Genomic DNA, 26081 nt, shown 5'->3' on the forward strand with positions numbered 1-26081 from the left:
TCGCGGCGCCACCCTGACTCGGGGGTTTTCCTCCGGATACGTCCGGTGGTGCGGGCTTTGGCGGGTGCCGGGTGTCCAAAAAGCAGACAGCCCGCGCGCGGCGGGCTGTCGGTGCACGACGATGACCGGCGGGGATCAGTCGTCGTTCTTGGACATGTCCTCGTCGGCGACGACTTCGGCGGCGGCCCATTCCAGCGCCTCGCGCTCGGCGCGCTCGCGCTCGGCCTTCTCGACTTCCTCGATCAGCGCGTTGTCGATCTTGCGCGCGGCGATCTCGCGCAGCGCCAGCACGGTCGGCTTGTCCTCGGTCTCGCTGTTGTCGAGGGTGGCCTGCACGCCGTTGGCGAGCTGGCGGGCGCGCTTGGACGCCATCATGACCAGCTCGAAACGGTTGTTAACGACTTCCAGGCAATCTTCTACGGTAATGCGGGCCATGCGAGCTCCCGGCGACCAGCAGCGGCCGCTCGATCGGATGAGGGAAAGGTCGCGGATTGTACAGGCGGACGCCGGCGGATTCAAATCGCCGCGCACCCCCGTCCTTTGGAATCAACAAGTTGCCGTCCAAACCCCGCTCCCGAACCGGCCATCGCCCGCTCTCGATACCCGGCCGGGGCCGGGCGCAGGGCCGCCCGCCTCAGTCCAGCAGCGAGCGGATCAGGCCGTCGTGGCGGATCTGCTGCTGCGCCCGGCGCAGGCGGCTGGCGGTGAAGATGGCGCACATTTCGTCCACCGCGGTGTCGAACACCTCGTTGACGATGACGTAGTCGAATTCGTCGTAATGCAGCATTTCCTCGCGCGCGGCGGCCAGCCGCTGCGCCATCACCGCCTCGCTGTCCTGGCCGCGCTTGCGCATGCGGTCGTCCAGCGCCTGCCTGGACGGCGGCAGGATGAAGACGCTGACCGCGTCCGGCACCTTCTGCCGCACCTGGCGCGCGCCCTGCCAGTCGATTTCCAGCAGCACGTCCTTGCCGGCGGCCAGCTGCGGCTCCACCGACTGCCGCGCGGTGCCCTTCCAGTCGCCGTGCACGCGGGCGTGCTCGAAGAAATCGCCGGCGGCGATCATGCGCTCGAACTCGCCGGCGCTGACGAAGTGGTAGTGCCGGCCGTTCTCCTCGCCCGGGCGCATCGCCCGCGAGGTGAAGGAAATGGACAGCGCGATCTGCGCATCGCGCGCCAGGGTGGCGTTGACGATGCTGCTTTTGCCGGCGCCGGAGGGTGCCGCGACGATAAAGAGGGTGCCACGCATCGCGCGGATCTCCGGGTCGATGGTTCGGGCGGCGCACGATAACCAGCCGGGGCCGCCGCTGCAAATGCCGGCGCCGCCGGGTGGGCGCGCCGGGGCCGGATCACAGGTCGAAGGCCAGCATGTCGCGGCCGGTCGCCGCGCGCACGATGCGCTGGTAGACGCCGGTGCCACCGCCGCCGCTGGTCATCACCACCAGGCCGCGGCGGCGCTGCGGGTCGCCCACCGCGAAGGTCTTGTAGCGGCCGGCATTGGAGCCGCCATGGAAGAACCAGCGCGTATCCGCGTCCACGCGCTCCAGGTTCCAGCCCAGGCCCTTGTCCAGCCAGCCCGGCCGCACCGCCAGCTGCGGCGTCAGCATCGCCTGCCGGGTCGCCTCGCCGATCTCCCAGTGCTGACGCGGTTCGCGGCGCATGACGTGGGCGATGAAGCGCGCATAGTCCTGCACCGGCCCGCGCAGGCTGGCGGCGGCGTTGGCGAGCAGGTCGCCCGGCCACACGAACATGCCCTCGGGCGCGGCGGCACGCGCCTGCGGCAGGGCACGCACCGCATCGTCCCAGGTCCAGGCCGACAGCGGCTTGCCCTGCGCCTCGGCCAGGGGCTGCAGCAGCGGCCATTGCGCGCCGAAGGTCTGCACCACCGGTTGCGCGCCGGGCGCGGGCACGCCGGTCACCGAATGGCGCGCGGCGTGCGCGTTCCAGGTGTAGGTGCTGCCGCGCATGCCGGCCGGCTCGAACAGGCGCCGGCGCGCCAGTTGGTCCAGGCTCTGGCCGGTGGCGGTCTCCACCACCCGCTGCAGCCAGAAGAAGGCCTCGCCCGAATAGTCCACGCGCTGCCCGGGCTCGGTGATCGTGCGCAGGGGTTCACGGTCGGGGTGCGCCCGCCAGCCCGGCAGGCCGCTGCTGTGGCGCAGGACGTCGCGCACGCTGATCCGCTCCAGCCGGGGGTCGTCGGCGGCCAGGAAGTCGGGGCGGTGGTAGTCCACCAGCGCGCGGTCGAGCTGCAGCACGCCGGCCTCGACCAGCTGCAGGACCAGGTAGGCGAACACCGGCTTGCTCAGCGAAGCGCACTCGAACACGCTGTCCGCGTCCACCGGCGCGCCGCTTTCCACGTCGGCCACGCCGAAGCCGCGGTGCCAGGCCAGTTCACCCCGCTCCACCACCGCGATGGCGACGCCGGGCACGCCGAACGCGCGCATCCATTCCGGCAGTGCGGCCAGGAAGGCATCGGAGGGAATCCATGGGCGGTCGTCGCGCCCCGGCGCGGCCGCCGGCCACGCCGGGGCCGGCAGCAGCGCGAGCGAGGCGCAGGACGCGGCCGTGGCCAGGAACCTGCGCCGGCATATCGGCTTGGCAACCCTTCCCTGCATGCATGCCCCCCGGCGAGTGTCGTCATGGTGGAGGCTACGCGATTGCCGGCGCGTCCGCGCAACGCCTGCGGCGGGCGCCGCCTGCCCGGCAGGGCGGCGCCGGTCGATCATGCGCCCGCCGTCCGCCCGGTCTGGAACCGACGCGCACCGCGACACCGCGGATCAGGACCGGGGGATTCGCCCGCCGCGCCGGGGGCACCGCAGCCGGGCTTGGCCGGCAGAAAGGCCACGCCCGGGCGCTACTCCAGGTTCTGCACCTGCTCGCGGATCTGGTCGATCAGCACCTTCAGCTCGACCGCGGCGTTGGAGGTGCGGCTGTCCACCGACTTGGAGCCCAGCGTGTTGGCCTCGCGGTTGAACTCCTGCAGCAGGAAATCCAGGCGGCGGCCGACCGGTTCGCGCTGGCGCAGCACGCGGCGGATCTCGCCGATGTGGCTGCCCAGGCGGTCGAGCTCCTCGTCCACGTCGAGCTTCTGCAGCCACAGCACCAGTTCCTGCTCGGCGCGGCCCGGGTCGACCGGGTGCGGCAGGTCGGCCAGGCGCGCGGCCAGCTTGGCGCGCTGGCCCTCGCGGATGGCGGGGATCAGGTCGCGCACCTCGCCGGCGATGCGTTCGATCGCGTCCACCCGCTCGCTGATCGCCGCGGTCAGCTTGGCGCCCTCGCGCTCGCGCGCGGCGACGAAGCCGTCGACGGTTTCGTCCAGCAGCGCCAGCGCCTCGGCGTGCAGCGCCGCGGCATCGACCGCCTCGCCGCGCAGCACGCCCGGGTAGGCCAGCAGTTCGGTGAAGCCGATGCGCATGTCCGGGAACCGCGAGTGCAGGCGCCGCGCCAGGTCGCCCAGCTGTTCCACCAGCGCCTCGTCCACCGACAGCGTGGGCGCCGCTTCCGGCGCGCGCAGGCGCATCACCAGGTCCAGCTTGCCGCGGCTGATGCGCGCGGCCACGCGCTCGCGCAGCTGTGGCTCCAGCGCGCGCAGTTCCTCCGGCAACCGCACCCCCACTTCGAGGAAACGATGGTTGACCGAGCGCAGCTCGCAGCCGAGGGTGCCCCAGCGCGTGGCGCGTTCGCCGCCGGCATAGGCGGTCATGCTTCGGATCATGTGATTTCCGGTGCGTTGCAAAGGGCGAATGGTACCCTAGCACCCCTTTTCCCCAGCACACAGCTCATTGCCACGAGGCGGCGCCCTTACCCTCATCCGCCCCTTCGGGGCACCTTCTCCCGGAGGGAGAAGGAAGCCATCGCAACCCGGACTTCACATGACCTTTTCCCGTCCCAGCGGCCGCCAGGCCGACCAGCTGCGCAGCGTCACCCTCGAACGCGGCTTCACCCGCCATGCCGAAGGCTCGGTGCTGGTGAGCTTCGGCCATACCCGCGTGCTGTGTACCGCCAGCGTCGAGAACCGCGTGCCGGCGTTCCTGCGCGGCAAGGGCGAGGGCTGGGTCACCGCCGAATACGGCATGCTGCCGCGCTCCACCCACACCCGCTCCGACCGCGAAGCCGCCCGCGGCAAGCAGGGCGGGCGCACGCTGGAGATCCAGCGCCTGATCGGCCGCACCCTGCGCGCCTGCATCGACCGCAACGCGCTGGGCGAACGCACCATCACCCTGGACTGCGACGTGCTGCAGGCCGATGGCGGCACCCGCACCGCGGCCATCACCGGCGCCTACGTGGCGCTGGTGGATGCGGTCAACACGCTGCTCAAGCGCGGCGAGATCAAGCGCAACCCGGTGTTCGGCGCGGTCGCCGCGGTATCGGTCGGCGTTTACAAGGGCGTGCCGGTGCTGGACCTGGATTACGCCGAGGACAGCGACTGCGACACCGACATGAACGTCGTCATGAACGACGGCGGCGGCTTCATCGAACTGCAGGGCACCGCCGAGGGCCATGCCTTCCGCCGCGACGAACTGGACGCGCTGCTGGCGCTGGCCGAGAAGGGCATCGGCGAACTGTTCGCCGCGCAGCAGGCGGCACTGGCCCAGGCATGAGCCGGCGCATCGCCCTGGTCACGCTGGTGGTGGCCGACTACGACGAGGCCATCGCCTGGTACACCAGCAGGCTGGGCTTCCAGCTGCTGGAGGACATCGACCAGGGCGGCAAGCGCTGGGTGGTGGTCGGGCCGGCCGATGGCAACGCCGCTGCCCTGCTGCTGGCCCGTGCCAGCGACGAGGAGCAACGCAGCCGCATCGGCAACCAGACCGGCGGCCGCGTGGGCTTCTTCCTGAACACCGATGACTTCCGGCGCGATCACGCCGCCATGACCGCGCGGGGCGTCGAGTTCCTCGAAGCCCCGCGCGAGGAACCCTATGCCACCGTCGCGGTGTTCCGCGACCTGTACGGCAACACCTGGGACCTGCTGGAGCCCAAGCAATGAAACTGGTACTGGCCAGCGGCAACGCCGGCAAACTGAAGGAACTGCAGGCCATGCTCGCCGGCCTGCCGCTGCAGATCGTGCCGCAGCGCGAGCTGGGCGTGGACGACGTGCCGGAAACCGGCCTGACCTTCGTCGAGAACGCGCTGATCAAGGCGCGCCACGCCTGCGCGGTCACCAGTCTGCCGGCGCTGGCCGACGACTCGGGCCTGATCGTCGATGCGCTCGACGGCGCGCCCGGCCTGTACAGCGCGCGCTACGCCGGCAGCCCCACCGACGATGCCGCCAACAACGCCAAGCTGCTCCAGGCGCTGCGCGAGGTGCCGGCCGAGCGCCGCGGCGCGCGCTTCTACGCCGTGATCGTGCTGCTGCGCCATGCCAACGACCCGCAGCCGCTGATCTGCGAAGGCAGTTGGGAAGGCCGCATCATCGACGCGCCGCGCGGCAGCCACGGCTTCGGCTACAACCCGGTGTTCCTGGACGAGGAACTGGGCCTGACCGCGGCGGAGATGCTGCCGGAGCAGAAGAACGCGCGCAGTCATCGCGCCATCGCGCTGCGCCTGCTGCTGCAGCGGCTTTCCAGCCAGCTGGCGCGCTGAGCCGGCGATGAGCGCGCCTTCCCACGTACATGACGACACCTGCGGCTGCGCCGCGGCCGGCACGGTGCAGCTGGTCCCGCCACCACTGTCGCTGTACGTGCATCTGCCGTGGTGCGTGCGCAAATGCCCGTACTGCGATTTCAACTCGCACGCCGGCAAGGGCGCGCTGCCGTTCGATGCCTACGTGGACGCGCTGATCCGCGACCTCGACCAGGACCTGCCGCTGGTCTGGGGGCGGGTGGTCAACAGCGTGTTCTTCGGCGGCGGCACGCCCAGCCTGTTCCCGCCCGAGGCCATCGACCGCTTCCTGCAGCAGGCCAGCGCGCGGCTGCGGTTCGCGCCGAACCTGGAAGTGACGCTGGAGACCAACCCCGGCACCGCCGAGCACGGCCGCTTCGACCGCTACCGCGCCGCCGGCGTGAACCGCATCAGTTTCGGCATCCAGACCTTCGACGACGAGGCGCTCCGGCGCCTGGGCCGCATCCACGACAGCGCCGAGGCCGAGCGCGCGGTCAAGCTGGCGCAGGACGCCGGCTACCGCAACTTCAACATCGACCTGATGTACGCGCTGCCGGAGCAGACCCTGGCCCAGGCCGAGCACGACCTGGAGCGCGCCTTCGCGCTGGACCCCACGCACATCTCGCATTACCAGCTCACGCTGGAGCCGAACACGGTGTTCTTCGCGCGGCCGCCGCAGGGCATTCCCGACGAGGACAGCGCCTGGGACATCCAGGAGCACTGCCAGGCGCTGCTGGCGCAGGCCGGCTACGGCCAGTACGAGGTCAGCGCCTATGCCCGCGACGGCTGGCAGTGCGCGCACAACCTCAACTACTGGCGCTTCGGCGATTACCTGGGCATCGGCGCCGGCGCCCACGGCAAGATCAGCTCCGGCGCGCAGCAGCAGGTGCTGCGCCGCTGGAAGCACAAGCACCCGCAGGCGTTCATGGACGCCGCCGGCACGCCGGCCGCGATCGGCGGCGACGACGTGATCGACGCCGCGCGCCTGCCGTTCGAGTACATGCTCAACCTGCTGCGCCTGCATGAGGGCTTCGGCCTGCGCGATTTCGAATCGCGCACTGGCCTGGACCGCGCCGTGCTGCGGCCGGCGCTGGCCACCGCGGTGCAACGCGGCTGGCTGCTGCAGGAGGGCGAGCGCATCGTCCCCACCGAGCTGGGGCGGCGTTTCACCAACGACGTGGTCGAACTGTTCCTGCCCTGACCGGGCGGGCCGGCCCGCAAGTAGCGGCGCCACCGGCGAAATGATAGAAATCGTCCACCAGGGGCGGAACGCACAGCGGATGTCAGGCACCACAGCAACTTCCTCCAGCCAGGCGCTGGCGCGGCTTGCCGGCGCGCCGCTTCCCGAACGCGTCCGCCACCTGCTGCAGGCCGTCCACGGCATCGCCGCGCAGGTCCTGGCACCGCCGCTGCAGCTGACCATGATGCAGCTGGAACGCGAGCTGTTCGGCCTGGCCGAGAAGGCGCGCAACAGCCAGGTCCAGGCCGACGCCTACGCGCAGATCCGCCAGTTGGGTGTGCATGCGGCCGAGTTCCCCGGCGGGTTCCTGGACGCGCTGGCCGACGCGCTGGCGCGGCTGCGCGAACCGCCCGCGCCCGGCAGCGCGGCCGCCCCGGCGAAGCCGGCGATGACCCTGGTCACCGACAGCGACATCGACCGCGACATCGTGCTGCACGAGATGGCGCGGCGCGAAAGCTACCGCGCGCAGTCGCACCTGCAGCTGCTCGGGCAGCGCTTCGGGGTGCTCGCCGCGCAGCCGGCGTTCGATGCCGAACGCCTGCCGGTGGGGCCGCACGGGCTGTGCCGGATACTGCGCGCCTGCGGCGAGCGGCTGGGCCTGAACCTGGAGGCGCAGCGGCAGCTCTACCACGTGTTCGAACGGCAGGCGCTGGAACGGCACGTCGAACTGCTGGACCGGCTGAACATCCTGCTGGCGCGCGAAGGCGTGCTGCCCGGGCTGGTCTATATCCCCTATCTGCCGCGGCCTGCAGGACAGCGTCGCACCGTCGGCGTGCAGCCCGCGGGTGCCGCGCGCGAAGGCCAGGCCGCCACCGCGCCGCGGCCACTGACCCAGTGGCAGGGGCAGGCGCCGGCGGCGTCGTGGGCGGATGCCGCGATGGAGGGCACGGCCGCGCCGGCGTCGTCCACGCCGTCCGCCGCGGGGCACGGCCCGGCCTCCCCCGCGACGGCGGCCGGCATGGCCTCGCTGCACGAACTGCTCGACGCCGCGCGCCAGCTGCTGGCGCAGCAGTTGCAGTCCGGTGCCGGCCCTGGCGGCGGCGCGGCGCCCGCCAGCGTGCCCGCCAGCGTGCCCGCCAGCCTGCCCTCCCTCGTCGGCCAGGCGCGTGCGGCCGCCGGCGGCCCACCCGCGGCAACCGCCCCGGTCGCCGAGCTGGCCGGCATGGCCGCCACGCTGCAGGCCGCCACGGCATCCGCGCCGGCGCGCGCCGTTCCCAGCGAAGCGGTGATGGACGTGCTCGCGCGCCTGCAGCCGCAGGGCGCGGCCGCAGGCACCCGGCGCAGCTTCGGCGACATCCAGAAAGCGCTGCTGTCGCAGGTGCGCGCCGAGCACGGCGACGGCGCCGCGCTCTCGCCCCGCGACAGCAACACCCTGGACCTGCTGGGCATGCTCTACGGCCAGATCCAGCGCGAAGTGCGCGCCGACGGTCCGGCCAGCGACCTGCTCAACCGCCTGCAGGTGCCGCTGGCGCGCGCCGCCGTCGGCGACGAGGCGTTCTTCGTCCGCGACCAGCACCCGGCGCGCGAACTGCTCAACACCGTGGCCGAGTCCGGTGCGGTGTGGCTGGGCGAGGACGACGGCGACCCGGCGCTGCTGCAGAAACTGGGCGAAGCGGTGGACCGCGTGGTCGCCGAATACCAGGGCGACGAGGCCGTGTTCGCCGCCGCCAACCGCCAGGTGCAGTCGCACCTGCAGGCCGCGGTACGCAAGGCCGAGGTCACCGAACGCCGGCAGATCGAGGCCGCGCGCGGCAAGGAGCGGCTGGAGGCGGCCAAGCAGCTGGCCGGCCGCACCATCGGCCAGCTGTGCCGCGCGGCGGCGCCGCCGAAGTTCGTGCAGACCCTGCTGCACGAAGCCTGGAGCGACGTGCTGACCCTGACCCTGCTGCGCCAGGGCGAGGACTCGGAAGAATGGCGCCAGCGCCAGGAAGCCACCCGCCGCATCGGCGAAATCACCGCCAGCGCCGACGGCGCGGCCGACCCGGCGCTGCAGGGCCAGATCGAGGAATCGCTGCTGCAGGTGGGCTACCACGCGGACGAAGCCGGCGCCATCGCCCGCCGCCTGTCCACCCCCGGCGGCGAGGACGAGATCACTTCGCGCACCGAACTGGCCGCCCGGCTCAAGGCCCGCGCCCGGCTCGGCGGCGGCGACGGCAAGGACGGCGCCGACCCGCAGGCGCCGCCCCCGCCCGGGCGCACGCCGGCAGAGGAAGGCCATTACCGCCAGCTGCGCACGCTGCCGTTCGGCACCTGGTTCGAATTCACCACCAACCAACAGGGCGACACCCGCCGCCTGCGCCTGTCCTGGTACAGCCTGGTCACCGACAACGCGCTGTTCGTCAACCAGCGCGGGCAGAAGATGGCCGAGCATTCGCTCGACGCGCTGGCGCGGCTGATGGCGCGCGACCAGCTGCGCATCGTCACCGAGGACCGCGGCCGCCTGATCGACCGCGCCTGGCAGGCCACCGTGCGCGCCCTGCGCTCGCTCGCCAGCGGCCACGCCGCTCCGGAGTCCGCATGATCCCCGAAACCCGCCGCGCTCCGCGCCTGCAGGTGCCGGCCCTGGTGCCGGTCACCGACATGATGACCGCCGGCGTGATCGGGCGGCTCGGCAACGTGTCCGAAACCGGCATGCTGTTGATCGCCTCCGAACCGCTCAACGAGGACGCGCTCTACCAGCTGCGCTTCCCGGTCCCCGATGGCCGCGGCGGCGAGCAGCCGGTCGACGTCGGCGTGCACCTGCTGTGGCGCGAGGCGGCGCAGGCGCCGGGCCACTTCTGGGCCGGCTTCCGCTTCCTCACCCTGGAAAAAGACCACCGCGAACGCCTGCGGCAGTGGATCGAATCGAGCCTTCCGGCGTCCTGAGCGACGGAACCGGCACAGCGGCGCGGCGTCGATTGCGGCAGAATCGTGGCCTGATTCCCGCCTTGCCGCGAGCCCCCACGATGAACCTGCCCGACCCCGGCGCTCTGTATTCCGACCACCTGCGCGTGCTCGCCCAACGCGCCGACGAAGCCCTGGCCCGCGGCGGCTTCGACCACCTGGTCGTGCCCAGCGGCCGCCTGCATTACCAGTTGTTCGACGACCGCGACTATCCCTACGCGGTCAACCCGCAGTTCAAGACCTGGCTGCCGCTGACCCGCCTGCCCGACAGCTGGCTGGTATACACGCCCGGCCGCCGCCCGCAGCTGGTCTACCACCAGCCGCACGATTACTGGCACGCGGTGCCGGCCGCGCCCAGCGGCTGGTGGGTCGCGCATTTCGATATCCACGTCATCCGCACGCCGGAAGAAGCGCTGGCGCTGCTGCCGAAGGACCCGGCGCGCTGCGCCATCCTCGGCGAGCCGCAGAGCGCGCTGGGCCAGGCGTCCGGCAGGCAGTTCGTGCCCAACAACCCACAGCCGGTCATCGATTACCTGGAGTACCAGCGCGCGTTCAAGACGCCCTATGAGATCGCGCTGATGCGCCAGGCGCAGGTGCACGCGGTGCGCGGCCACCGCGCCGCCGAAGCCGCGTTCCGCGCCGGCGCCAGCGAGTTCGCGATCCACATGGCCTACTGCAGCGCCGTGGGCCAGGACAGCAACGAGCTGCCCTACGGGAACATCATTGCGCTCAACGAGCATGCGGCGGTGCTGCACTACACCGACCTGGGCCATGCCGCGCCACAGCCGGCGCGCAGCTTCCTGATCGATGCCGGCGCCTCCGCGTATGGCTATGCCAGCGACATCACCCGCACCTATGCCGCCGCCGGCCACGACGAGTTCCAGGCGCTGATCGACGCGGTGGACGCGGCGCAGCGCAAGCTGTGCGCGGCGGTGCGCAGCGGTTTCGACTACAAACAGCTGCACGTCGATGCGCACCTGGCGCTGATGGGCATCCTCAAGGACTTCGGCGTCATCACCGTCTCGCCGGAAGCGGCGCTGGCCAGCGGCGTCAGCGCGGCGTTCTTCCCGCACGGCATCGGCCACCTGATCGGCGCGCAGGTGCACGACGTGGCCGGCTTCGCCGCCAGCGACCGCGGCGGCCGCATCGAACGCCCGGCCGGCCACCCCTACCTGCGCATGACCCGTGTGCTGGAGCCCGGCATGGTGGTGACCATCGAACCGGGCGTGTACTTCATCGACATGCTGCTGGACGAGGTGAAGCAGGCCGGCAACGCCGCCAGCGTGAACTGGGAGCGGGTGGATTTCTTCCGTCCCTACGGCGGCATCCGCATCGAGGACGAGGTGCTGTGCACCGACGGCGAGGCCGACAACCTCACCCGGCCGGTGTTCGCGGCCTGAGCCCAGCGTTCGTGGCGGCCGGGCCTGCCCCGCCTGCCCTGCGGGCGCGCATATCCGCGCGCGCCTGCGGATGCGTCATTCGCGGCCGATGCCCAGCAGCCACAGGTAGCTCGCCGCCGACCAGCTGAAGTTGCGCGCCTGGTAGCCCTTGCCGGTGGTCGGGTCGTAGTTCTCGTACATCGGCGCCTGCGCGGCCAGCCCGTCGGCGGCCAGCAGCAGGCGCGCGCTCAGCGCGTCGGCCTTGGCCACGCGGCCGTAACGGCGCAGCGCCTCGACGCCGAAACGCGCCTGGTCCAGCCACAGCGGCCCGCGCCAATAGCCCTTGATCGGCGAGAAGCGCGCATCGTCGGCCGCCAGGGTCGGCAGCGGCATCGGCGTGGCGAAACGCTTCGGGTCGAGCATGGTCGCGATCACCGCCCGCGCCTGCGCTTCGCTGGCCAGGCCGGCCCACAGCGGCGCCCAGCCCTCGGACCCGAACACGCCGATGCGCTCGCCCGTGCCCAGGCGCACGTCGAAGAACCAGCCGGCGGCGGCGTCGAAGAACCGCGCGCCGATGCGCTGCTTCATCGCCTCGGCCTCGCGCCGCCATGCATCGCGTTCGGCGGTCCTGCCGAGGATGCCGGCCAGCTCGGCCAGATCGCGTTTCTCGCGGTAGAGGTAGGCGTTGAGGTCCACCGATTCCTGGTCCAGCGACCACGCGCCCTCGCCGTTGGCCAGCATCTTCGCCTCGTCGAAGCGCACCGCGTTGTCCATGCCGCTTTCCCACGCCGCGGCGATGCGGGTGCCGTCGGTGGCGCCGAATTCAGCCAGGCCGTTGCGGTCGTGGTCGCGCTCGGCGAACCACCAGCGGTGGTAGCGCACCAGCCTGTCGTACATCTCGGCGACGAAGGCCGCATCGCCGGTGGCGCGGTGGATTTCCCGCGTGGCCCAGGCCGCGAGCGGCGGCTTGGTGTTGCGCCAGTTGTTCTCCTTCGCGTCCAGGTAGACGCTGTCGGCGACCATGCCGTTGGCGGCCTGGAAGTCGAACATCGCGCGCATCTGGTCGCGCGCCAGGTCCGGCGCCACCCACGCCAGCGCGGCGGCATGCTTCCACGAATCCCAGGCCCAGAAGCCGTTGAAGTAGTCGGCCGAATACGAGGGAATGACGCCGTCGTGGCGCAGGTCGCCACGCGCCGAACGCCAGTTGCCGATCAGGGTCTGGACCGCCTTGACCGCGATGCGGCGCGCGGTCGCGTCATCCACGCCCTCGACATGCGCGGCGGCGGTCGCCTGCAGGTAGCCCTCCCAGCGCGCGCGGTTGCGCCGCCACAGCGCCGGTTCGTCGACAAGGCGCGGCACGGTGGCGCCCGCTTCGGGCAACAGGGACTGCTCCAGCACCAGCGCCAGCGGCTGCCCGGGCTGCAATCGCAGCGGCGCGGCCGAGGCGAAGCGATAGCCCTGCCGTTCCTGCCGCGGCCGCATCTCTCCGCCCGTGGCGTGCAGCCGGGTCAGCAGGGTTTCGCCGCTGCCGGCGAAGGTCTGCAGCAGCGCACCGTCCCGCAGCGCGACGGCATCGCCCGGCGCCGGCATCGACTCGCCTTCCACGGCGACGTCCAGCCCGCGCGCGGTGGATGCCTCCAGTTCGATGCGCACCAGCGCGCGCCGCGCATCGGCGAAGTACAGCACCTGCCGCAGGCGCACGCCCTCGCCCTCGAAGCGCCGCTCCAGGCAGCCGGGCAGGCTGTGGCTGGCGACCTCGCGCAGCGCCAGCGGCCTGCCGCTGGCGGCGTCCTTCAGTTCCACCTTCGCCATCCGCCGCCCGACCCAGCGGCCGGCGCCGAGGCTGTGCACGAACGGCCCGGAGAAGCCGCTGCCGGCGTCACCCGCCGCCGGCAGGCTGTAGCCGTGCCAGGCGCCGGCGTCGAAGAACACGTTGAAGCTGCGATCGGCGGCGTTGGCCGGCGTGCCGTGCAGGTCGAGCACATCGGCGTAGGGATCGGCATGGGAAGAGGCGGCCGCGGCGTGCGAGGCGAAGGCCAGCATTGCGGCAAGCAGCAGGCGCAGGGGGAAATTCACTGACATCCGGGTCTCCTTGATTCGTGGCCGCGCCGAGGCTCTGCAGGAGCGCACTTCTGTGTGCGGTGAAGCCTCACTCCGAAAAAGCCCGACGCGCACTGAAGGACGCTCCCGCGAGTCCCTATGGCTCCGCACGCGCCATGAAGGCCTCGATCTCCTCGGCGCTGCGCTCCAGCGCACCGGTCAGCACACGGTGGCCGTCGCCGGTGATCAGCACGTCGTCCTCGATGCGGATGCCGATGCCGCGCCAGCGCGCCTCCACGCTGCTGTCGTCCGGCGACACGTACAGGCCCGGCTCGATGGTGAACACCATGCCCGCCTCCAGCAGCCGCGATTCGCCGGCCAGCTTGTAGTCGCCCACGTCGTGCACGTCCAGGCCCAGCCAGTGCCCGGTCTTGTGCCGGTAGAAGCGCTTGTAATGGCCTTCGATCAGGTTCTCTTCCAGGTCGCCCTTCAGCAGCCCCAGCCGCAGCAGGCCCTCGGTGAGCACCTCGACCGCGGCCAGGTGGCCTTCCTCGTAGGCGATGCCCGGCTGCGCCTGTTCCAGCGCCGCCGCCTGCGCGGCCAGCACCAGGTCGTGCAGGGCGCGCTGCTCGGCGCTGAAGCGGCCGTTGACCGGGAAGGTGCGGGTGATGTCGCTGGCATAGCCGCGGTACTCGGCGCCGGCGTCGATCAGCACCAGGTCGCCGTCGCGGCTGCCGCCGCCGTTGGCGCGGTAATGCAGCACGCAGGCGTTGGCGCCGGCGCCGACGATGCTGTTGTAGGCCGGCACCGCGTCGTGGCGGCGGAACTCGCGTTCCAGCTCGGCCTGCAGCTCGTATTCGCGGATGCCGGCGCGCGCGGCGCGCATCGCCGCGCGGTGCGCGCGCACGCTGATGTCGGCGGCCTGCTGCATCAGCGCGATCTCCGCCGGCGACTTGAACAGGCGCTGCTCGTGCAGCAGGTGGCCCAGTTCCAGGAACTCGTGCGGCGGCTGCGCGCCGTGGCGCACCTGCGAGCGCACCCGGTTCACCCAGCCGATCAGCTTGAGGTCGAAATCGGCGTCGCGGCCGAAGTGGTAGTAGACGCGCGAACGGCCTTCGAGCAGGCCGGGCAGGATGTCGTCCAGGTCCTCGATCGGATAGGCATCGTCCATGCCGTAGCGCGCCACCGCGCCTTCCTGGCCTTCGCGCGGGCCGTCCCAGGCTTCGCGCTCGGCATCGCGCTCGCGGCAGAACAGGATCGTCTCGCCATGGCGGCGGCCGGGGATCAGCACCAGCACCGCTTCCGGTTCGGGAAAGCCGCACAGGTACCAGAAGTCCGAATCCTGCCGGTACGGGTAGTGGGTGTCGTTGCTGCGCACGCGCTCGGGCGCGGCCGGCAGCACCAGGATGGCGTCGTCGCCGGCCGCCTCCATCAGCTGGCGGCGACGGTGCGCGTACTCGGCGGGGGCGATGCCGGTCAGCGTGTGCATGGCGGCTCAGTTCAGGCGCTGGCGGTGACGCGCGCCCATCACGCAGTCGCCGTGCAGCAGCAGCACCGCCACGCGCACGAATTCCTCGATCTCGGCCAGCGCGTCCTCGTCCTCGTCGGCGCTGTCGAACTCATCACTGGAAGCCTGCGCCAGCCGCGCCAGGTCCTGCAGGGCTTCCTCGCCCTCCTCGCTCAGCGCCGGGCGCTTGCCCGCGGCCAGGCCGAAGCCGCCGAGGAACGCGCGGCACCAGTCGAACAGCGCGTCGGTGCGTTCCTGCAGCGTCGCCGCCGGCGCGGCCAGCACCAGTTCGAAGGCGAAATCGCGGTCTTCCAGCTGCGCCACCACCGCTTCGCGCAGGCGGTCGAGCGCGCTGCCCGGTGCGGGCGCGGGCAGGTTGTCGTCGGCCAGCACTTTGGCCGGCCAGGCCGGCAGATCGGCGCCGCCGGCGGCCAGCCAGCCGCACAGTCCACCGTGGAGTTCGGCCGGGGTGGCCCCGAGGTCCAGCGCCTGGCTGGCCTGGAGGATGTCGTTCACGGCGGGAAGATCGGTCATGTCACATGGGTCTGGAAGCGGGAAGGCCCGCGCCGCGCGGCGCGCGGCGGCGGCTGCACAGTGTAGCAACGGCGCCGTGCGCGCCATCTTGACCACCCCCGACGCGCATGCCTATCGTGCCGGGCATGGATTCCTTCGACCCCGCCGCCCAGCTGCAGGCCCTGGCCGCCCGCCTCGAACTGCTGTTCGAGCGCAACCAGCGCCTGGCCGACGAGAACCGCAGCCTGCGCCAGCAGCAGGAACAGCTGGTGGCCGAACGCGCGCAGCTGCTGGCCAAGAACGAGCAGGCGCGCTCGCGGGTGGAAGCGATGATCACCCGCCTCAAGTCGCTGGAGCAGCACACGTGAGCCAGAACGAGCCGGTCAGCGTCCGCATCCTCGACCGCGAATACACCGTCGGCGTGGAGCCGGCCGAGCGCGACAGCCTCACCGCCGCCGCGCGCATGCTCGATGCGCGCATGCGCGAGATCCGCGGCAACAACCGCATGGCCGCGGTGGACCGGGTGGCGGTATTGGCCGCGCTGAACCTGGCGCACGAACTGCACCTGATGCGCGATGAACTGGCGCAGCAGCAGCAGCGCTTCCAGACCGCGATGAACGATCTCAACCGCCGCCTGGACGGCGCGATCGACGACAGCCGCTGACCGCGCCGCATTCATCCGACGGACGGTTCCGGCTGCGCTGCCTCCACGGGCTGCCACGCGCGCGCAACACGGCTATACTGGCGTCGCGTTCTCTGCCGTGAACGACGGCGTGTGCAAACATTCGCCTTGTCCCTTAATGACGACCACGGGGGCGCGACGGCACCGGGTGTGCAGGTCCGCCTTGCAGCGGGAAGCCCGATGGTTCCCCAGCGTCCCCACTTGAACCCCGGGTTCAAGGTCGTTTCGCACGCATCGTCATGGCGGAGAATGCAATTATTCCGGAACGGCGCCGCAAGGCGCCGTTTCTTTTTCCCTTCTCCCTCCGGGGTGAAGGCGTGTTGCTTGCGAACCATTGGTTCGCGCACGCCTGAACGCCCGGCGCGCTGCGCCGGGCCGGGGCGCGGAGCGAGGTGGCGCGAAGCGCCGGATGAGGGTACGGGCGAAGCCTCGTGACATTCGATTGCACGAGGCTTCGCCCGTACCCTCTCCCCAACCCCTCTCCCGACGGGAGAGGGGCTTGAACGCTCCCTGCACGGAACCATCGATGACTTCCGACAATCGACAGGACCTCCGCCGACACCTGCGCCAGCGCCGCCGCGACATTCCGGCCGCCGAGCGCATCGCCGCCGCCGAGGCGCTGGCCGCGCGGCTGCTCGCCCTGCCCTTCGCCGATGTGGGCGGCCCGGTGGCCGGCTACTGGGCGATGGACGGCGAGATCGCCCTGCACCGCTGGCAGATGCAGTTGCCCGCGCACCAGACCTACTGCCTGCCGGTGCTGCACGGCCGCCTGCTGCGCTTCGCGCCGTGGCGGCCCGGGCAGCCGCTGCGCACCAACCGCTACGGCATCCCCGAGCCGGACGTCGATCCCGAACGCACCCTGCACGCGCAGGACATGACGCTGGTGGTCGCGCCGCTGGTCGGCTTCGACCCGCAGGGCCGGCGGCTGGGCATGGGAGGCGGCTGGTATGATCGCAGCTTCGCTTTCCGCCAGCGGCAGAGCGCGCCGCCGTGGCTGGTCGGCGCCGGCTTCGCCGCCCAGCAGGTGCCGGCGCTGCCGGCCGAGGACTGGGACGTGGCGGTGGATGCCATCTGCACCGAGCAGGCCACTCTCTACCCGGAACCGTCGCACGCATGACCGCCCGCAAGCGCTACTGGCTGATGAAGTCCGAACCGGACGCCTTTTCCATCGACGACCTGCAGCGCGTGGGCACCGAACCGTGGAACGGCGTGCGCAACTACCAGGCGCGCAATTTCATGCGCGACGGCATGAAGGTCGGCGACGGCATCCTGTTCTACCACTCCAATACCAAGGTGCCGGGCATCGTCGGCACCGCCACGGTGGCCAGCGAGGCCTACCCGGACGACACCCAGTTCGACCCGAAGTCCGATTACCACGACCCCAAGGCCAGCCGCGAACAGCCGCGCTGGTACCTGGTGGACGTGGCCTTCGAGCGCAAGCTGGCGCAGGTGATCCCGCTGGACGAGATCAAGCGCCACGCCGACGAACTGGGCGAGGGCTTCCCGCTGACCGCCAGGGGCAACCGCCTGTCGGTGTTCCCGGTCACCGCCGCGCAGTGGAAGCTGCTGCTGGCGCTGGAAAAGAAGAAGCCGGCCTGACGCCGCCCGCGCGCACCTCTGTGCGCGACGGGCGTTCCCGGCAAGGCCCTTGCGCGCCCTGAGGTGCGCTCCCACGAACGCATTCATCCCACCATCGAGCCCACCATGTCCGAAGCCAAGCGCCTGGCCGCCGAAAAAGCCATCGAATACGTCCAGAAGGGAATGATCGTCGGGGTCGGCACCGGCTCCACCGTCGCCTACTTCATCGAAGCGCTGGCGCGCATCAAGGACCAGATCGAAGGCGCCGTCTCCAGCTCCGAGCAGAGCACCGCCCTGCTCAAGGGCCACGGCATCGAGGTGCTGGACCTGAACCACACCGGCGGCCTGTCGCTGTACGTGGACGGCGCCGACGAGTGCGACGGTAACAAGAACCTGATCAAGGGCGGCGGCGCCGCGCTGACCCGCGAGAAGATCATCGCCGAGGCCAGCAGGCAGTTCGTCTGCATCGTCGATCCGAGCAAGCAGGTCAAGGTGCTGGGCAGGTTCCCGCTGCCGGTGGAAGTGATCCCGATGGCGCGCAGCCTGGTGGCGCGCGAGATCCTGGCGCTGACCGGCGGCCAGCCGGTGTGGCGCGATGGCGTGGTCACCGACAACGGCAACCTGATCCTGGACGTGCACAACCTGTCCATCACCGACCCGGTGAAGCTGGAACAGCAGCTCAACCAGATCCCGGGCGTGGTCACCGTCGGCCTGTTCGCGCGGCGTCCGGCCGATGTGGTCATCGTCGGCGGCGAACCGCCGCAGGTGCTGTAAGCCCGCACACGCGACGACGGTCGCCATGGCGCGTCAGCCGGCCGTGGCGTCCAGCCAGGCTCGCCACTGCCGTTCCAGCGCGGGCAGATTGTCGGGCAGGCCGAATGCCGGGCCGGTGTCGGCCAGCCAATCGTCGAAACGGCCGCCGGACGCGATGCGCCCGCTGAGGCTGCCCAGCACGCCCGGGCGCGCCGCGGCCGTGGCCTGGACCAGGAAATCGGCCCAGCCCTGCACCTGCGCGTAGTAGCGCGCACCGGCCGCCGCATCGCCGGCCTCGGCCGGGCTGCGGTACACCAGACGGATGCCCTGGGTGGCGGGCGCGGCCTGTCTGTCGGGACGGGCGGGGTTGGCCATGACCAGGAAGTCGGCAAGACCGGGCAGCGGATGGGCCGGATCGGCCCGCATGCCGCGCAGCATCCGCCGGCGCTGGGCGACCAGTTCGTCGGCCTCCAGCAGCATCGCCGCCGCTTCGTTGAGCCAGTCCGGGCTGCGCGCATGGCCGTGCCCGGACGTCCTGCCCAGGTCCGGCCAGTAGGTGAGATTGAAGACCACGTGGCCCAGCTCGTGGCGGGTCAGGTTGCGCCAGATCGCCTGGACGATGGCCGGGTTGGCGGCAAGCAGGCGGCTGCCGGGATCGTCGGCCGCCACCGCCGACTGGCGCGCGGCCTGGAAGGCCTGCATGCCGGGCCAGTCGATCACCTGCGCGGCCCCGGCAGCGAGCAGCCGCGCGCGGTCGTCGGCACCAATGTCCCCCGGCGCGTCCAGCAGCACGGCGAGCCGGAGCGGTGGGCGGGCGAAGTGACGCGCGAAGGCGGCGGCGCTGGCGGCCAGGTCGCCGGCCAGCAGGCGCACCTGCCCGGCATCGCGGCCGTAGACCCAGCCATGCGCGCCGGCCGCGCACTGCTCCAGGCCGGGCAGCGGCGGGCAATCCGCATCGGCCTGGGCATTGCCCGCGAGCAGCAGCAGGAACGGCACCAATGCAGCGGTAAGGGAACGACAAAGAAGCATGCGCGCATCTCCGGATGGGATGCTTCCCTGACGCATCGACCCGGCGGATGTGTCCAGCCGCGCGCGATCGCGCGCCGCGCCGTCAGCGCGTGGATTTCCTGTCCGCCAGCGCCAGCGCCTTCACCAGCTCGCCGACCAGCTCGCGCTGCCGCACCGGCAGCGCCAGATAGGTGTCGATCACCGCGCGTTCGCGCGCGCCCATCCTGTTCCATTCGGCGCGGGCCTCGGCCACGCGCGTGGTCGACTCGCCGAAGCGCAGCGCCTGCGGCGTCACACCGAACAGTTCGGCCAGCACCTGCAGCTTGTCCTGCTCGGGAATGGAGCGACCGCCCAGCCAGCGCGACGCGCTCTGGAAACTCACCGAACGCCCCCGGTAGCGCGCATTGAACAGGCGGAAGAGGACCGCCGGCCGCGGTTCGTAACCGGCCGCGCTCATCGCCTGTCCCAAGCGTCGGGAGAATTCGAAGCGTTCGTCGCTCATGGCCGGCAACGTTACGGACCGCTTCCGCGGCAAGGTCACCAATCACTTTCATTTGAGTGAACTAATTGCTTTCATTGGCGCATGGACCCACGCGCGCGCCTGCCCGGGCGCGCGCCCCGCCAAGGAGAAGCAGGCATGAAAGGCATTCCCGCCGCCGGCGCGGCATCGGAGCGGCTCGTCCGCGACTATCTGGACGTGGACTACCACGGCCGTTACGCCAGCGTGCTGCGGCTGCATCCGGCGCCGCGCGAAGCGATCGCCGAGCTGTGCCTGTTCCGCTTCTGGCTGGCCTGCCGCGCCTATGCGCATGCCGGCGCCCTGCCCGCGGCCACGCCGCCGCTGTACCTGCCGCCCGGCTGGACGCCGCCACGACAGGCTGGCGGCCTGGACATCGACCACACGCTGGGCGCCTGGCACGCGCACCTGCTGGAGAGCCGCTTCGACCTGTACGACCGTTTCTTCCAGCTCGGCCGCCACCGCGACGATCCGCTCGGCCTGGACGCCGCCGCGCTGGCCCTGTCCTGCCAGTTGTTCGTGCAGCCCGCCGCCGCCACGCGGGCATGGCTGCGCGAGGACGTGCACGGCCTGTTTTCCGCGTTGCATGCCGCCTTCGCCGCCACGCCAGGCAGGCCGGAACCCGCGCGCGGGGACGCTTGACGCCGCGCCACGCATCCGTGAAGGTGCGCAACGCCCTTTCACCCGAGAGTCCGCCATGTCCCTGCCGCGCCGCATCGCCTGCCTGTCCCTGTTGCTGCTGCTCAGCGGCTGCGCCAGCGCCGGCGGGCACTGGGTGGAACTGGCCGGCACCCGCTACAAGGTGGAACTGGCCCAGGACGACGCCAGCCGCGCGCGCGGGCTGATGTTCCGCGACAGCATGGACAGCGACCGCGGCATGCTGTTCATCCACGACCGCCTGGAACCGCAGGCGTACTGGATGAAGAACACCCGCATCCCGCTGGACATCCTCTATTTCGACGATGCGCGCCGGCTGGTCAGCCAGCAGCGCGACGTGCCGCCGTGCTCGGCCGGCGATGCCTGCCCGCCCTATCCCAGCGCCGGACCGGCGCGCTACGTGCTGGAACTCAATGCCGGCCAGGCGGCGAAGCTGAAACTGGAAGACGGCACCGAGCTGGTGTTCGGCCCGGGCATCCCGAAGGGCAACTGACCCGTCCCACGTAGGAGCGACTTCAGTCGCGAAGGGGCTTTCCCGGCAACACCCCATCGCGACTGAAGTCGCGCCTGCCCGGCATGCGCAGGCCGCACGCCTTGAACCGGCCGCGCTTTGCCGCCAGTCTTGGGCCATGTCCGACACACGCCTCACCCTGCCGCACTGGGACGCGCTGGCCGAGCTGGCCGACGACGCACTGCCCTTGCTGCCCACCGCGCTGCTGATCGCGCGCGACGAATACCCGGAACTGGACCCGGCCCGCTGCGACCGCCTGTTGCAGGCCCACGCCGACCACCTGCGGGTGGAAGTGGAGGCCATCGCCGAGTGGCCGCTGAAGGTGGCCGCCATCAACCACCACCTGTTCAACGAACTGGGCTACAGCGGCAACCACGACGCCTATTACGACCCGCGCAACAGCTACCTCAACGAGGTGGTCACGCGCCGGCTCGGCAACCCGATCTCGCTGGCGCTGGTGCAGATGGAAGTCTCGCGCCGGCTCGGCCTGCCGCTGGAAGGCATTTCCTTCCCGGGCCATTTCCTGGTGCGGCTGCCGGTGGAGGAAGGGGTGCTGGTCATGGACCCGTTCAACGGCGGCCGCCCGCTGGGCGTGGACGAACTGCGCGAGCGCGCGCGCAGCAACCTCGGCGGCGAGACGCCCGACGACCAGGTGCTGGCGCAGATCCTGGACCCGGCGCCGGCGCGCGCGATCCTGATGCGCATGCTGCGCAACCTGTATGGCGTCTACGCCGAACGCGAGGAATGGGACCGCGCCGCGCGCAGCGCCGACCGCATCCTCAAGCTCGCGCCGGAGCAGAACGATGCGCTGCGCGACCGCGGCCTGGCCTACCTGCGCCTGGACCACCTGGCCGGCGCGCGCGCCGACCTGTCGCAGTACCTGCGGCGGGAGCCGGATGCCGCCGACGCGGCGCAGGTGCGCGAACGCCTGATCGACATCGGCGGCGAAAGGCCGCGGCTGCATTGATCCCTGCCTGCGGGCTCGCCCCGCGTGCAGCCTCCTTCGCCCGCAGGGCGCGTGCGGGGCGCCCCTGCGGCATTCCGGTGCCGGCCCGGCTCAGTCCAGCTCCACCATCTCGAAATCGTCCTTGGTGGTGCCGCAGTCCGGGCAGGTCCAGGTCTCCGGCACGTCTTCCCAGCGCGTGCCCGGGGCGATGCCCTCTTCGGGCAGGCCGTCGGCCTCGCGGTAGATGAAGCCGCAGACGACGCACATCCAGGTGCGGAAAGTGGAGGCGGAAGCGTCGGACATTGGATAATCACGGCAACACAGGGGGCGGCCGCAGATTGTCCCATTCCCGCCGCCGTACAGGTAGCCATCCATGCCCCACCCCATCCCCGCCGCCCGCGGCGTCTATCTGATCACCCCCGACGAAACCGACACCGCGCGCCTGCTGGAACGCACGCGGCCGCTGCTCGCCGCCGGCGCCACCTGGCTGCAGTACCGCAACAAGGCGGTCGATGCCGCCACCGCCCATGAACAGGCACAGGCGCTGCAGGCGCTGTGCGCCGCCGCCGGCGTGCCGCTGATCGTCAACGACGATGCCGCCCTGGCCGCCGCCGTCGGTGCGGCCGGCGTGCACCTGGGCGAGGACGACGGCGATATCGCCGCGGCGCGCGCCCTGCTCGGCCCGGATGCGATCGTCGGCGCGTCCTGCTACGACCAGATCGGGCTGGCGCAGCGCGCGGTGGCCGCCGGCGCCAGCTATGTCGCCTTCGGCGCGTTCTTTCCCAGCCGCAGCAAGGCCACCACGCGGCGCGCGTACCCGTCGCTGCTGGGCGAGGCCGCGGCGCTGGGCGTGCCGCGCGTGGCCATCGGCGGCCTGGCCGCGGACAACGCCGCGCCGTTGGTCGCCGCCGGCGCCGATTTGCTGGCGGTCATCAGCGGCGTGTATGCCGCCGCCGACCCGGTGGCGGCGCTGCGCGGCTACCAGGCGTGTTTTTCTCCGCGCTGAGCGGCCGCGGCGCGTTGCTTCCCGACACCGTCGAGGGGCAGCCCGGACGGATTGCCAGGCTGCACGGCGAAGCGTTCCGAAGGATCGGCACACGCATGTGCCGCGTGCAGCGGCTCCGGGCATTGGACCGAGGTGCTGTGGAAGCGCTTGACGGCAAAACCCCGGGGCTTCGCCGCGCACCCTCACCCCAACCCCTCTCCCATTGGGAGAGGGGCTTGAGCAGGTCGCCGGCTTGCCAGGCTGCACTGCCAAGCCTTCCGAAGGGTCGGCCGACGGATGGGTCGCCTGCAGCGGTTTCCGGAAGAACGGATGCAGGCGCGGCGGACGCCTCCGATGGCAGAGCGCCACGGACTTTACCGCGCTCCGCGCCCCGGCCCACGCCAGCGGCGTGGGCGCTCGAAGGCACGCGCGCCCGTGGCGCGCAGACCGTGCCCTCTCGCCCCATGGGGAGAGGGGCTTGAGCAGCGCTTACTCCAGCGCCGCCTTGACCGCCGCCGGGTCGGCCAGGGCCTGCACCTCGCGGATCAGGCGCACGGTGTTGCCGCCGAGGATGCCGCCGATCTGCCGCTCGTCGTAGCCGGCATCGAGCAGGGCCTGCACCACCTTGGGCAGGGCGGCGATGTCCTCGTAGCCTTCCACGCCGCCACCGCCGTCCCAGTCCGCGCCCAGGCCCACGTGCTCCCAGCCGGCCACCTTGATGATGTGCAGCAGGTGGCGCATGTAGTCGTCGAAATCGGCCTTGCGGATGTTGTACTTCGCGTCCAGCTCGGCCAGGCGCGCCTTGAGCTGCGCGCGCTCGGCGTCGCCCAGGTCGTCGCGGCCGCCGAAGGATTCGTAGAGCCTGCGCCGCTCGGCGCGGTACTCAGGGGTGGCGCCGGTGTCGATCAGGTAGCCGCCCAGCGAGTTCACCTGGATCACGCCGCCCTTCTTCGCCAGCGCGCGGATGCGCGCATCGTCGATGTTGCGCGAGTGCGCGAACACGTCGTAGGCGCCGCTGTGCGAAAGGATGATCGGCGCCTTGCTCAGTTCCAGCATCTGGTCGAACACCGCGTTGGACGCGTGCGACTGGTCGATGATGATGCCCAGCCGGTTGGCCTCGGCGATCATCGCCTTGCCCTTCTCGCTCAGGCCGCCGTGCTCGCCTTCCGGCGCCACGCCCATGCCGGCCGAATCGGCGAAATCGTTGTGGCTGATGTGCGCCAGCGAGATCATGCGCAGCCCCTGCTTGTAATAGAAACTCAGCAGGCTGGGGTCGTACTCCAGCGGGTAGGCGTTCTCCATGCTGATGTAGACCGATTTCTTCCCGGCGGCCTTGATGCGCGCCGCATCGTCGGCGGTAGTGGCCAGTTCGAACTTGTCCGGATTGGCCGCGACCATCTCGCGGATCTCGGACAGGCGCCGGAGGCCGGCGTCGCGCGCCTTCAGGTTGCCGGCGGCATCGCGCTCGCCCTGGCCGGTGAACACCACCCAGAAGCCGCCATCCAGCCCGCCCTCAACCATGCGCGGGTAGTCGATCTGCGAACCGTCGTCCTGGAAGGCATGGCGGTCGGTGATCTTCCAGCCCGGCTTGGAGAACAGCGCCGGCGTGTCCAGGTGGGTGTCCAGGTTGATCGCCCTGGCCTGGATGGCGCGCGCGCGCTCGGAAATCTGCGCCGGGCCGGTACCGGCGTGGGCGGTGGCGGCGAAGGCCAGCAGCAGCGCGGCCGACAGCGCGCCGGCCTTGAACGTCGTATCGAACTTCATGGCTCTCCCTTCGGGACGGATCGTCCCGCATTCTTGCATGCGCCCCGCGCGCCCTTGCAGGCCATTGGTCATGCATGCCCCGGCGCATGGCGGCGCCCGGCGCGAAAGCGGACAATGGGCGCATTCTTTCGTCATCCCCGTGCCTGCCATGTCCCTGAACCACGACCAGTCCCACGCCCTGTTCGCCCGCGCCCGGCAGCTGCTGCCCGGCGGCGTCAACTCGCCGGTGCGCGCGTTCAAGTCGGTCGGCGGCGAACCGTTCTTCGTGCAGCGCGCCGATGGCGCGTACCTGTTCGACGTGGACGGCAACCGCTACATCGACTACGTCGGTTCGTGGGGCCCGATGATCGTCGGCCATAACCACCCGGCGGTGCGCGAGGCGGTGCAGCAGGCCATCGGCAACGGCCTGTCGTTCGGCGCGCCGTGCGCGGCCGAGGTGACCATGGCCGAGACCATCACCGCCCTGGTGCCCTCGTGCGAGATGGTGCGCATGGTCAACTCCGGCACCGAGGCCACGCTGTCGGCGATCCGCCTGGCGCGCGGCGCCACCGGGCGCAGCAGGATCGTCAAGTTCGAAGGCTGCTACCACGGCCACGGCGATTCGTTCCTGGTCAAGGCCGGCAGCGGCATGCTGACCCTGGGCGTGCCGACCTCGCCGGGCGTGCCGGCGGGCCTGAGCGAACTCACCCTCACCCTGCCCTACAACGATTTCGACGCGGCCACCGCGCTGTTCGAGCAGCAGGGCGGCGAGATCGCCGGCCTGATCATCGAGCCGGTGGTCGGCAACGCCAACTGCATCCCGCCGCGCGCGGGCTACCTGCAGCACCTGCGCGAACTGTGCACGAAGCACGGCGCGCTGCTGATCTTCGACGAGGTGATGACCGGCTTCCGCGTGGCGCTGGGCGGCGCGCAGGCGCACTACGGCATCACCCCGGACCTGACCACCTTCGGCAAGATCATCGGCGGCGGCATGCCGGTGGGCGCCTACGGCGGCCGTCGCGAGCTGATGCAGCAGATCGCCCCGGCCGGCCCGATCTACCAGGCCGGCACGCTCAGCGGCAACCCGGTGGCGATGGCCGCCGGCCTGGCGATGCTGCACTTGATCCAGCAGCCGGGTTTCCACGATGCGCTGGCCGCGCGCACCGCGCGCCTGTGCGAGGGCCTGGAAGCGGCCGCGCGCGAGGCCGGCGTCGCCGTCACCACCAACCGCGTCGGCGCGATGTTCGGCCTGTTCTTCACCCATGAGAAAGTGGAAACCTACGCCCAGGCCACCGCCTGCGACATTCCCGCGTTCAACCGTTTCTTCCACGCGATGCTGGAGCGCGGCGTGTTCCTGGCGCCGTCGGCCTACGAGGCCGGCTTCCTGTCCAGCGCGCACGACGACGCGGTGATCGATGCCACCCTGGCCGCCGCGCGCGAGGCGTTCAAGGTGGTCGCCGCCTGAGCGCTGCCCCCGTAGGAGCGACTTCAGTCGCGAAGGGGACTTCCCGGGAAAGCCCCATCGCCACTGAAGTCGCTCC

At 71.3% G+C, this 26081-nt stretch carries 28 protein-coding genes and 1 other RNA gene; 18 read left to right on the top strand and 11 right to left on the bottom strand.

What is annotated here, in order from left to right; genetic code table 11:
* Positions 1-135: 135 nt before the first annotated feature.
* The 4 genes from rpoZ to AC06FP_RS00975 form a co-directional block, all read right to left on the bottom strand.
* A complete protein-coding gene (rpoZ, locus tag AC06FP_RS00960; RefSeq protein ID WP_054667378.1) occupies positions 136-435 on the bottom strand; it encodes a DNA-directed RNA polymerase subunit omega in 300 nt (99 codons plus the stop codon).
* A 199-nt stretch (positions 436-634) separates the two neighbouring features.
* Positions 635-1246: a guanylate kinase gene (gene gmk, locus AC06FP_RS00965; RefSeq protein WP_456116930.1), complete on the bottom strand. Its 612-nt coding sequence runs from the start codon at positions 1244-1246 to the stop codon at positions 635-637.
* A 100-nt stretch (positions 1247-1346) separates the two neighbouring features.
* Complete coding sequence (locus AC06FP_RS00970; protein WP_478074147.1) at positions 1347-2612, bottom strand: serine hydrolase domain-containing protein; 1266 nt, start codon at positions 2610-2612, stop codon at positions 1347-1349.
* A 239-nt stretch (positions 2613-2851) separates the two neighbouring features.
* Positions 2852-3712, bottom strand: coding sequence for a YicC/YloC family endoribonuclease (locus AC06FP_RS00975; protein ID WP_478074148.1), 861 nt, complete (start codon positions 3710-3712; stop codon positions 2852-2854).
* 157 nt (positions 3713-3869) lie between these two features.
* Here AC06FP_RS00975 and rph point away from each other — a divergent pair, with 157 nt between their 5' ends.
* The 7 genes from rph to pepQ all read left to right on the top strand — a co-directional run bounded on the left by rph (position 3870) and on the right by pepQ (position 11121).
* Positions 3870-4598, top strand: coding sequence for a ribonuclease PH (gene rph, locus AC06FP_RS00980; protein WP_456116933.1), 729 nt, complete (start codon positions 3870-3872; stop codon positions 4596-4598).
* On the top strand, positions 4595-4984 hold the full coding sequence (locus AC06FP_RS00985; RefSeq protein WP_456116934.1) for a VOC family protein: 390 nt from the start codon (positions 4595-4597) through the stop codon (positions 4982-4984). The genes rph and AC06FP_RS00985 overlap by 4 nt, the downstream gene beginning before the upstream one ends.
* Positions 4981-5580 (top strand): RdgB/HAM1 family non-canonical purine NTP pyrophosphatase, encoded by a 600-nt coding sequence (gene rdgB, locus AC06FP_RS00990; protein WP_478074149.1) that lies wholly within the window; start codon positions 4981-4983, stop codon positions 5578-5580. Before AC06FP_RS00985 ends, rdgB begins: the two co-directional genes overlap by 4 nt.
* Positions 5581-5587: 7 nt before the next feature.
* Entirely contained in the window at positions 5588-6799 is a 1212-nt protein-coding gene (gene hemW / locus AC06FP_RS00995) for a radical SAM family heme chaperone HemW (protein ID WP_456116936.1), read from the top strand.
* Positions 6800-6878: 79 nt separating this feature from the next.
* Positions 6879-9359: a DUF1631 domain-containing protein gene (locus AC06FP_RS01000; protein ID WP_478074150.1), complete on the top strand. Its 2481-nt coding sequence runs from the start codon at positions 6879-6881 to the stop codon at positions 9357-9359.
* The gene (locus AC06FP_RS01005; protein WP_456116938.1) at positions 9356-9703 is read left to right on the top strand and encodes a PilZ domain-containing protein; all 348 of its coding nucleotides are present in this window, start codon (positions 9356-9358) and stop codon (positions 9701-9703) included. Before AC06FP_RS01000 ends, AC06FP_RS01005 begins: the two co-directional genes overlap by 4 nt.
* A gap of 80 nt (positions 9704-9783) precedes the next feature.
* Complete coding sequence (gene pepQ, locus AC06FP_RS01010) at positions 9784-11121, top strand: Xaa-Pro dipeptidase (protein WP_478074151.1); 1338 nt, start codon at positions 9784-9786, stop codon at positions 11119-11121.
* A 75-nt stretch (positions 11122-11196) separates the two neighbouring features.
* On the opposite strand, the gene AC06FP_RS01015 is transcribed toward pepQ, so the two are convergent.
* The 3 genes from AC06FP_RS01015 to AC06FP_RS01025 form a co-directional block, all read right to left on the bottom strand.
* On the bottom strand, positions 11197-13182 hold the full coding sequence (locus tag AC06FP_RS01015) for an MGH1-like glycoside hydrolase domain-containing protein (RefSeq protein ID WP_478074152.1): 1986 nt from the start codon (positions 13180-13182) through the stop codon (positions 11197-11199).
* A gap of 115 nt (positions 13183-13297) precedes the next feature.
* Entirely contained in the window at positions 13298-14629 is a 1332-nt protein-coding gene (gene pepP / locus AC06FP_RS01020) for a Xaa-Pro aminopeptidase (protein WP_456116941.1), read from the bottom strand.
* 6 nt (positions 14630-14635) lie between these two features.
* Positions 14636-15181, bottom strand: a complete 546-nt coding sequence (locus AC06FP_RS01025; RefSeq protein WP_478074153.1) for a YecA/YgfB family protein — start codon at positions 15179-15181, stop codon at positions 14636-14638.
* Between the two features lie 125 nt (positions 15182-15306).
* Between AC06FP_RS01025 and AC06FP_RS01030 the strand changes: the two genes are divergently transcribed.
* The 6 genes from AC06FP_RS01030 (at position 15307) to rpiA (ending at position 18194) form a co-directional block, all read left to right on the top strand.
* Positions 15307-15528: a TIGR02449 family protein gene (locus tag AC06FP_RS01030; RefSeq protein ID WP_104939479.1), complete on the top strand. Its 222-nt coding sequence runs from the start codon at positions 15307-15309 to the stop codon at positions 15526-15528.
* Positions 15525-15824 (top strand): cell division protein ZapA, encoded by a 300-nt coding sequence (locus AC06FP_RS01035; RefSeq protein WP_478074154.1) that lies wholly within the window; start codon positions 15525-15527, stop codon positions 15822-15824. The genes AC06FP_RS01030 and AC06FP_RS01035 overlap by 4 nt, the downstream gene beginning before the upstream one ends.
* 86 nt (positions 15825-15910) lie before the next feature.
* A non-coding RNA gene (gene ssrS / locus AC06FP_RS01040) (6S RNA) lies at positions 15911-16095 on the top strand.
* Between the two features lie 273 nt (positions 16096-16368).
* Positions 16369-16959: a 5-formyltetrahydrofolate cyclo-ligase gene (locus AC06FP_RS01045; protein ID WP_478074155.1), complete on the top strand. Its 591-nt coding sequence runs from the start codon at positions 16369-16371 to the stop codon at positions 16957-16959.
* Positions 16956-17441 (top strand): EVE domain-containing protein, encoded by a 486-nt coding sequence (locus AC06FP_RS01050; protein ID WP_478074156.1) that lies wholly within the window; start codon positions 16956-16958, stop codon positions 17439-17441. The genes AC06FP_RS01045 and AC06FP_RS01050 overlap by 4 nt, the downstream gene beginning before the upstream one ends.
* A 105-nt stretch (positions 17442-17546) precedes the next feature.
* Positions 17547-18194: a ribose-5-phosphate isomerase RpiA gene (rpiA, locus tag AC06FP_RS01055; protein ID WP_478074157.1), complete on the top strand. Its 648-nt coding sequence runs from the start codon at positions 17547-17549 to the stop codon at positions 18192-18194.
* Between the two features lie 33 nt (positions 18195-18227).
* On the opposite strand, the gene AC06FP_RS01060 is transcribed toward rpiA, so the two are convergent.
* Positions 18228-19202 (bottom strand): hypothetical protein, encoded by a 975-nt coding sequence (locus AC06FP_RS01060; RefSeq protein ID WP_478074158.1) that lies wholly within the window; start codon positions 19200-19202, stop codon positions 18228-18230.
* An 82-nt stretch (positions 19203-19284) separates the two neighbouring features.
* A complete protein-coding gene (locus tag AC06FP_RS01065) occupies positions 19285-19683 on the bottom strand; it encodes a hypothetical protein (protein ID WP_478074159.1) in 399 nt (132 codons plus the stop codon).
* Positions 19684-19818: 135 nt separating this feature from the next.
* Between AC06FP_RS01065 and AC06FP_RS01070 the strand changes: the two genes are divergently transcribed.
* From AC06FP_RS01070 to AC06FP_RS01080, 3 genes are all read left to right on the top strand, one after another.
* Entirely contained in the window at positions 19819-20340 is a 522-nt protein-coding gene (locus AC06FP_RS01070; protein WP_478074160.1) for a hypothetical protein, read from the top strand.
* A 55-nt stretch (positions 20341-20395) separates the two neighbouring features.
* Positions 20396-20848: a DUF192 domain-containing protein gene (locus AC06FP_RS01075; protein ID WP_478074161.1), complete on the top strand. Its 453-nt coding sequence runs from the start codon at positions 20396-20398 to the stop codon at positions 20846-20848.
* Between the two features lie 136 nt (positions 20849-20984).
* Positions 20985-21833, top strand: coding sequence for a SirB1 family protein (locus AC06FP_RS01080; RefSeq protein ID WP_456116950.1), 849 nt, complete (start codon positions 20985-20987; stop codon positions 21831-21833).
* Between the two features lie 90 nt (positions 21834-21923).
* Here AC06FP_RS01080 and AC06FP_RS01085 read toward each other — a convergent pair whose 3' ends face one another.
* Positions 21924-22115, bottom strand: a complete 192-nt coding sequence (locus AC06FP_RS01085; protein ID WP_433852357.1) for a rubredoxin — start codon at positions 22113-22115, stop codon at positions 21924-21926.
* A 70-nt stretch (positions 22116-22185) separates the two neighbouring features.
* Between AC06FP_RS01085 and thiE the strand changes: the two genes are divergently transcribed.
* Positions 22186-22818 carry a thiamine phosphate synthase gene (gene thiE, locus AC06FP_RS01090; RefSeq protein WP_478074162.1) on the top strand — a complete coding sequence of 211 codons (633 nt, stop codon included), beginning with the start codon at positions 22186-22188 and terminating at the stop codon, positions 22816-22818.
* A 468-nt stretch (positions 22819-23286) separates the two neighbouring features.
* Here the strand turns inward: thiE and AC06FP_RS01095 are convergent, their stop codons facing one another.
* Entirely contained in the window at positions 23287-24561 is a 1275-nt protein-coding gene (locus tag AC06FP_RS01095) for a dipeptidase (protein ID WP_478074163.1), read from the bottom strand.
* Positions 24562-24715: 154 nt separating this feature from the next.
* Between AC06FP_RS01095 and hemL the strand changes: the two genes are divergently transcribed.
* Positions 24716-26005 (top strand): glutamate-1-semialdehyde 2,1-aminomutase, encoded by a 1290-nt coding sequence (hemL, locus tag AC06FP_RS01100; RefSeq protein ID WP_478074736.1) that lies wholly within the window; start codon positions 24716-24718, stop codon positions 26003-26005.
* The last annotated feature ends 76 nt before the right edge of the window (positions 26006-26081 follow it).

The sequence above is a fragment of the Stenotrophomonas sp. Steno-Z2 genome (genome assembly GCF_056393235.1).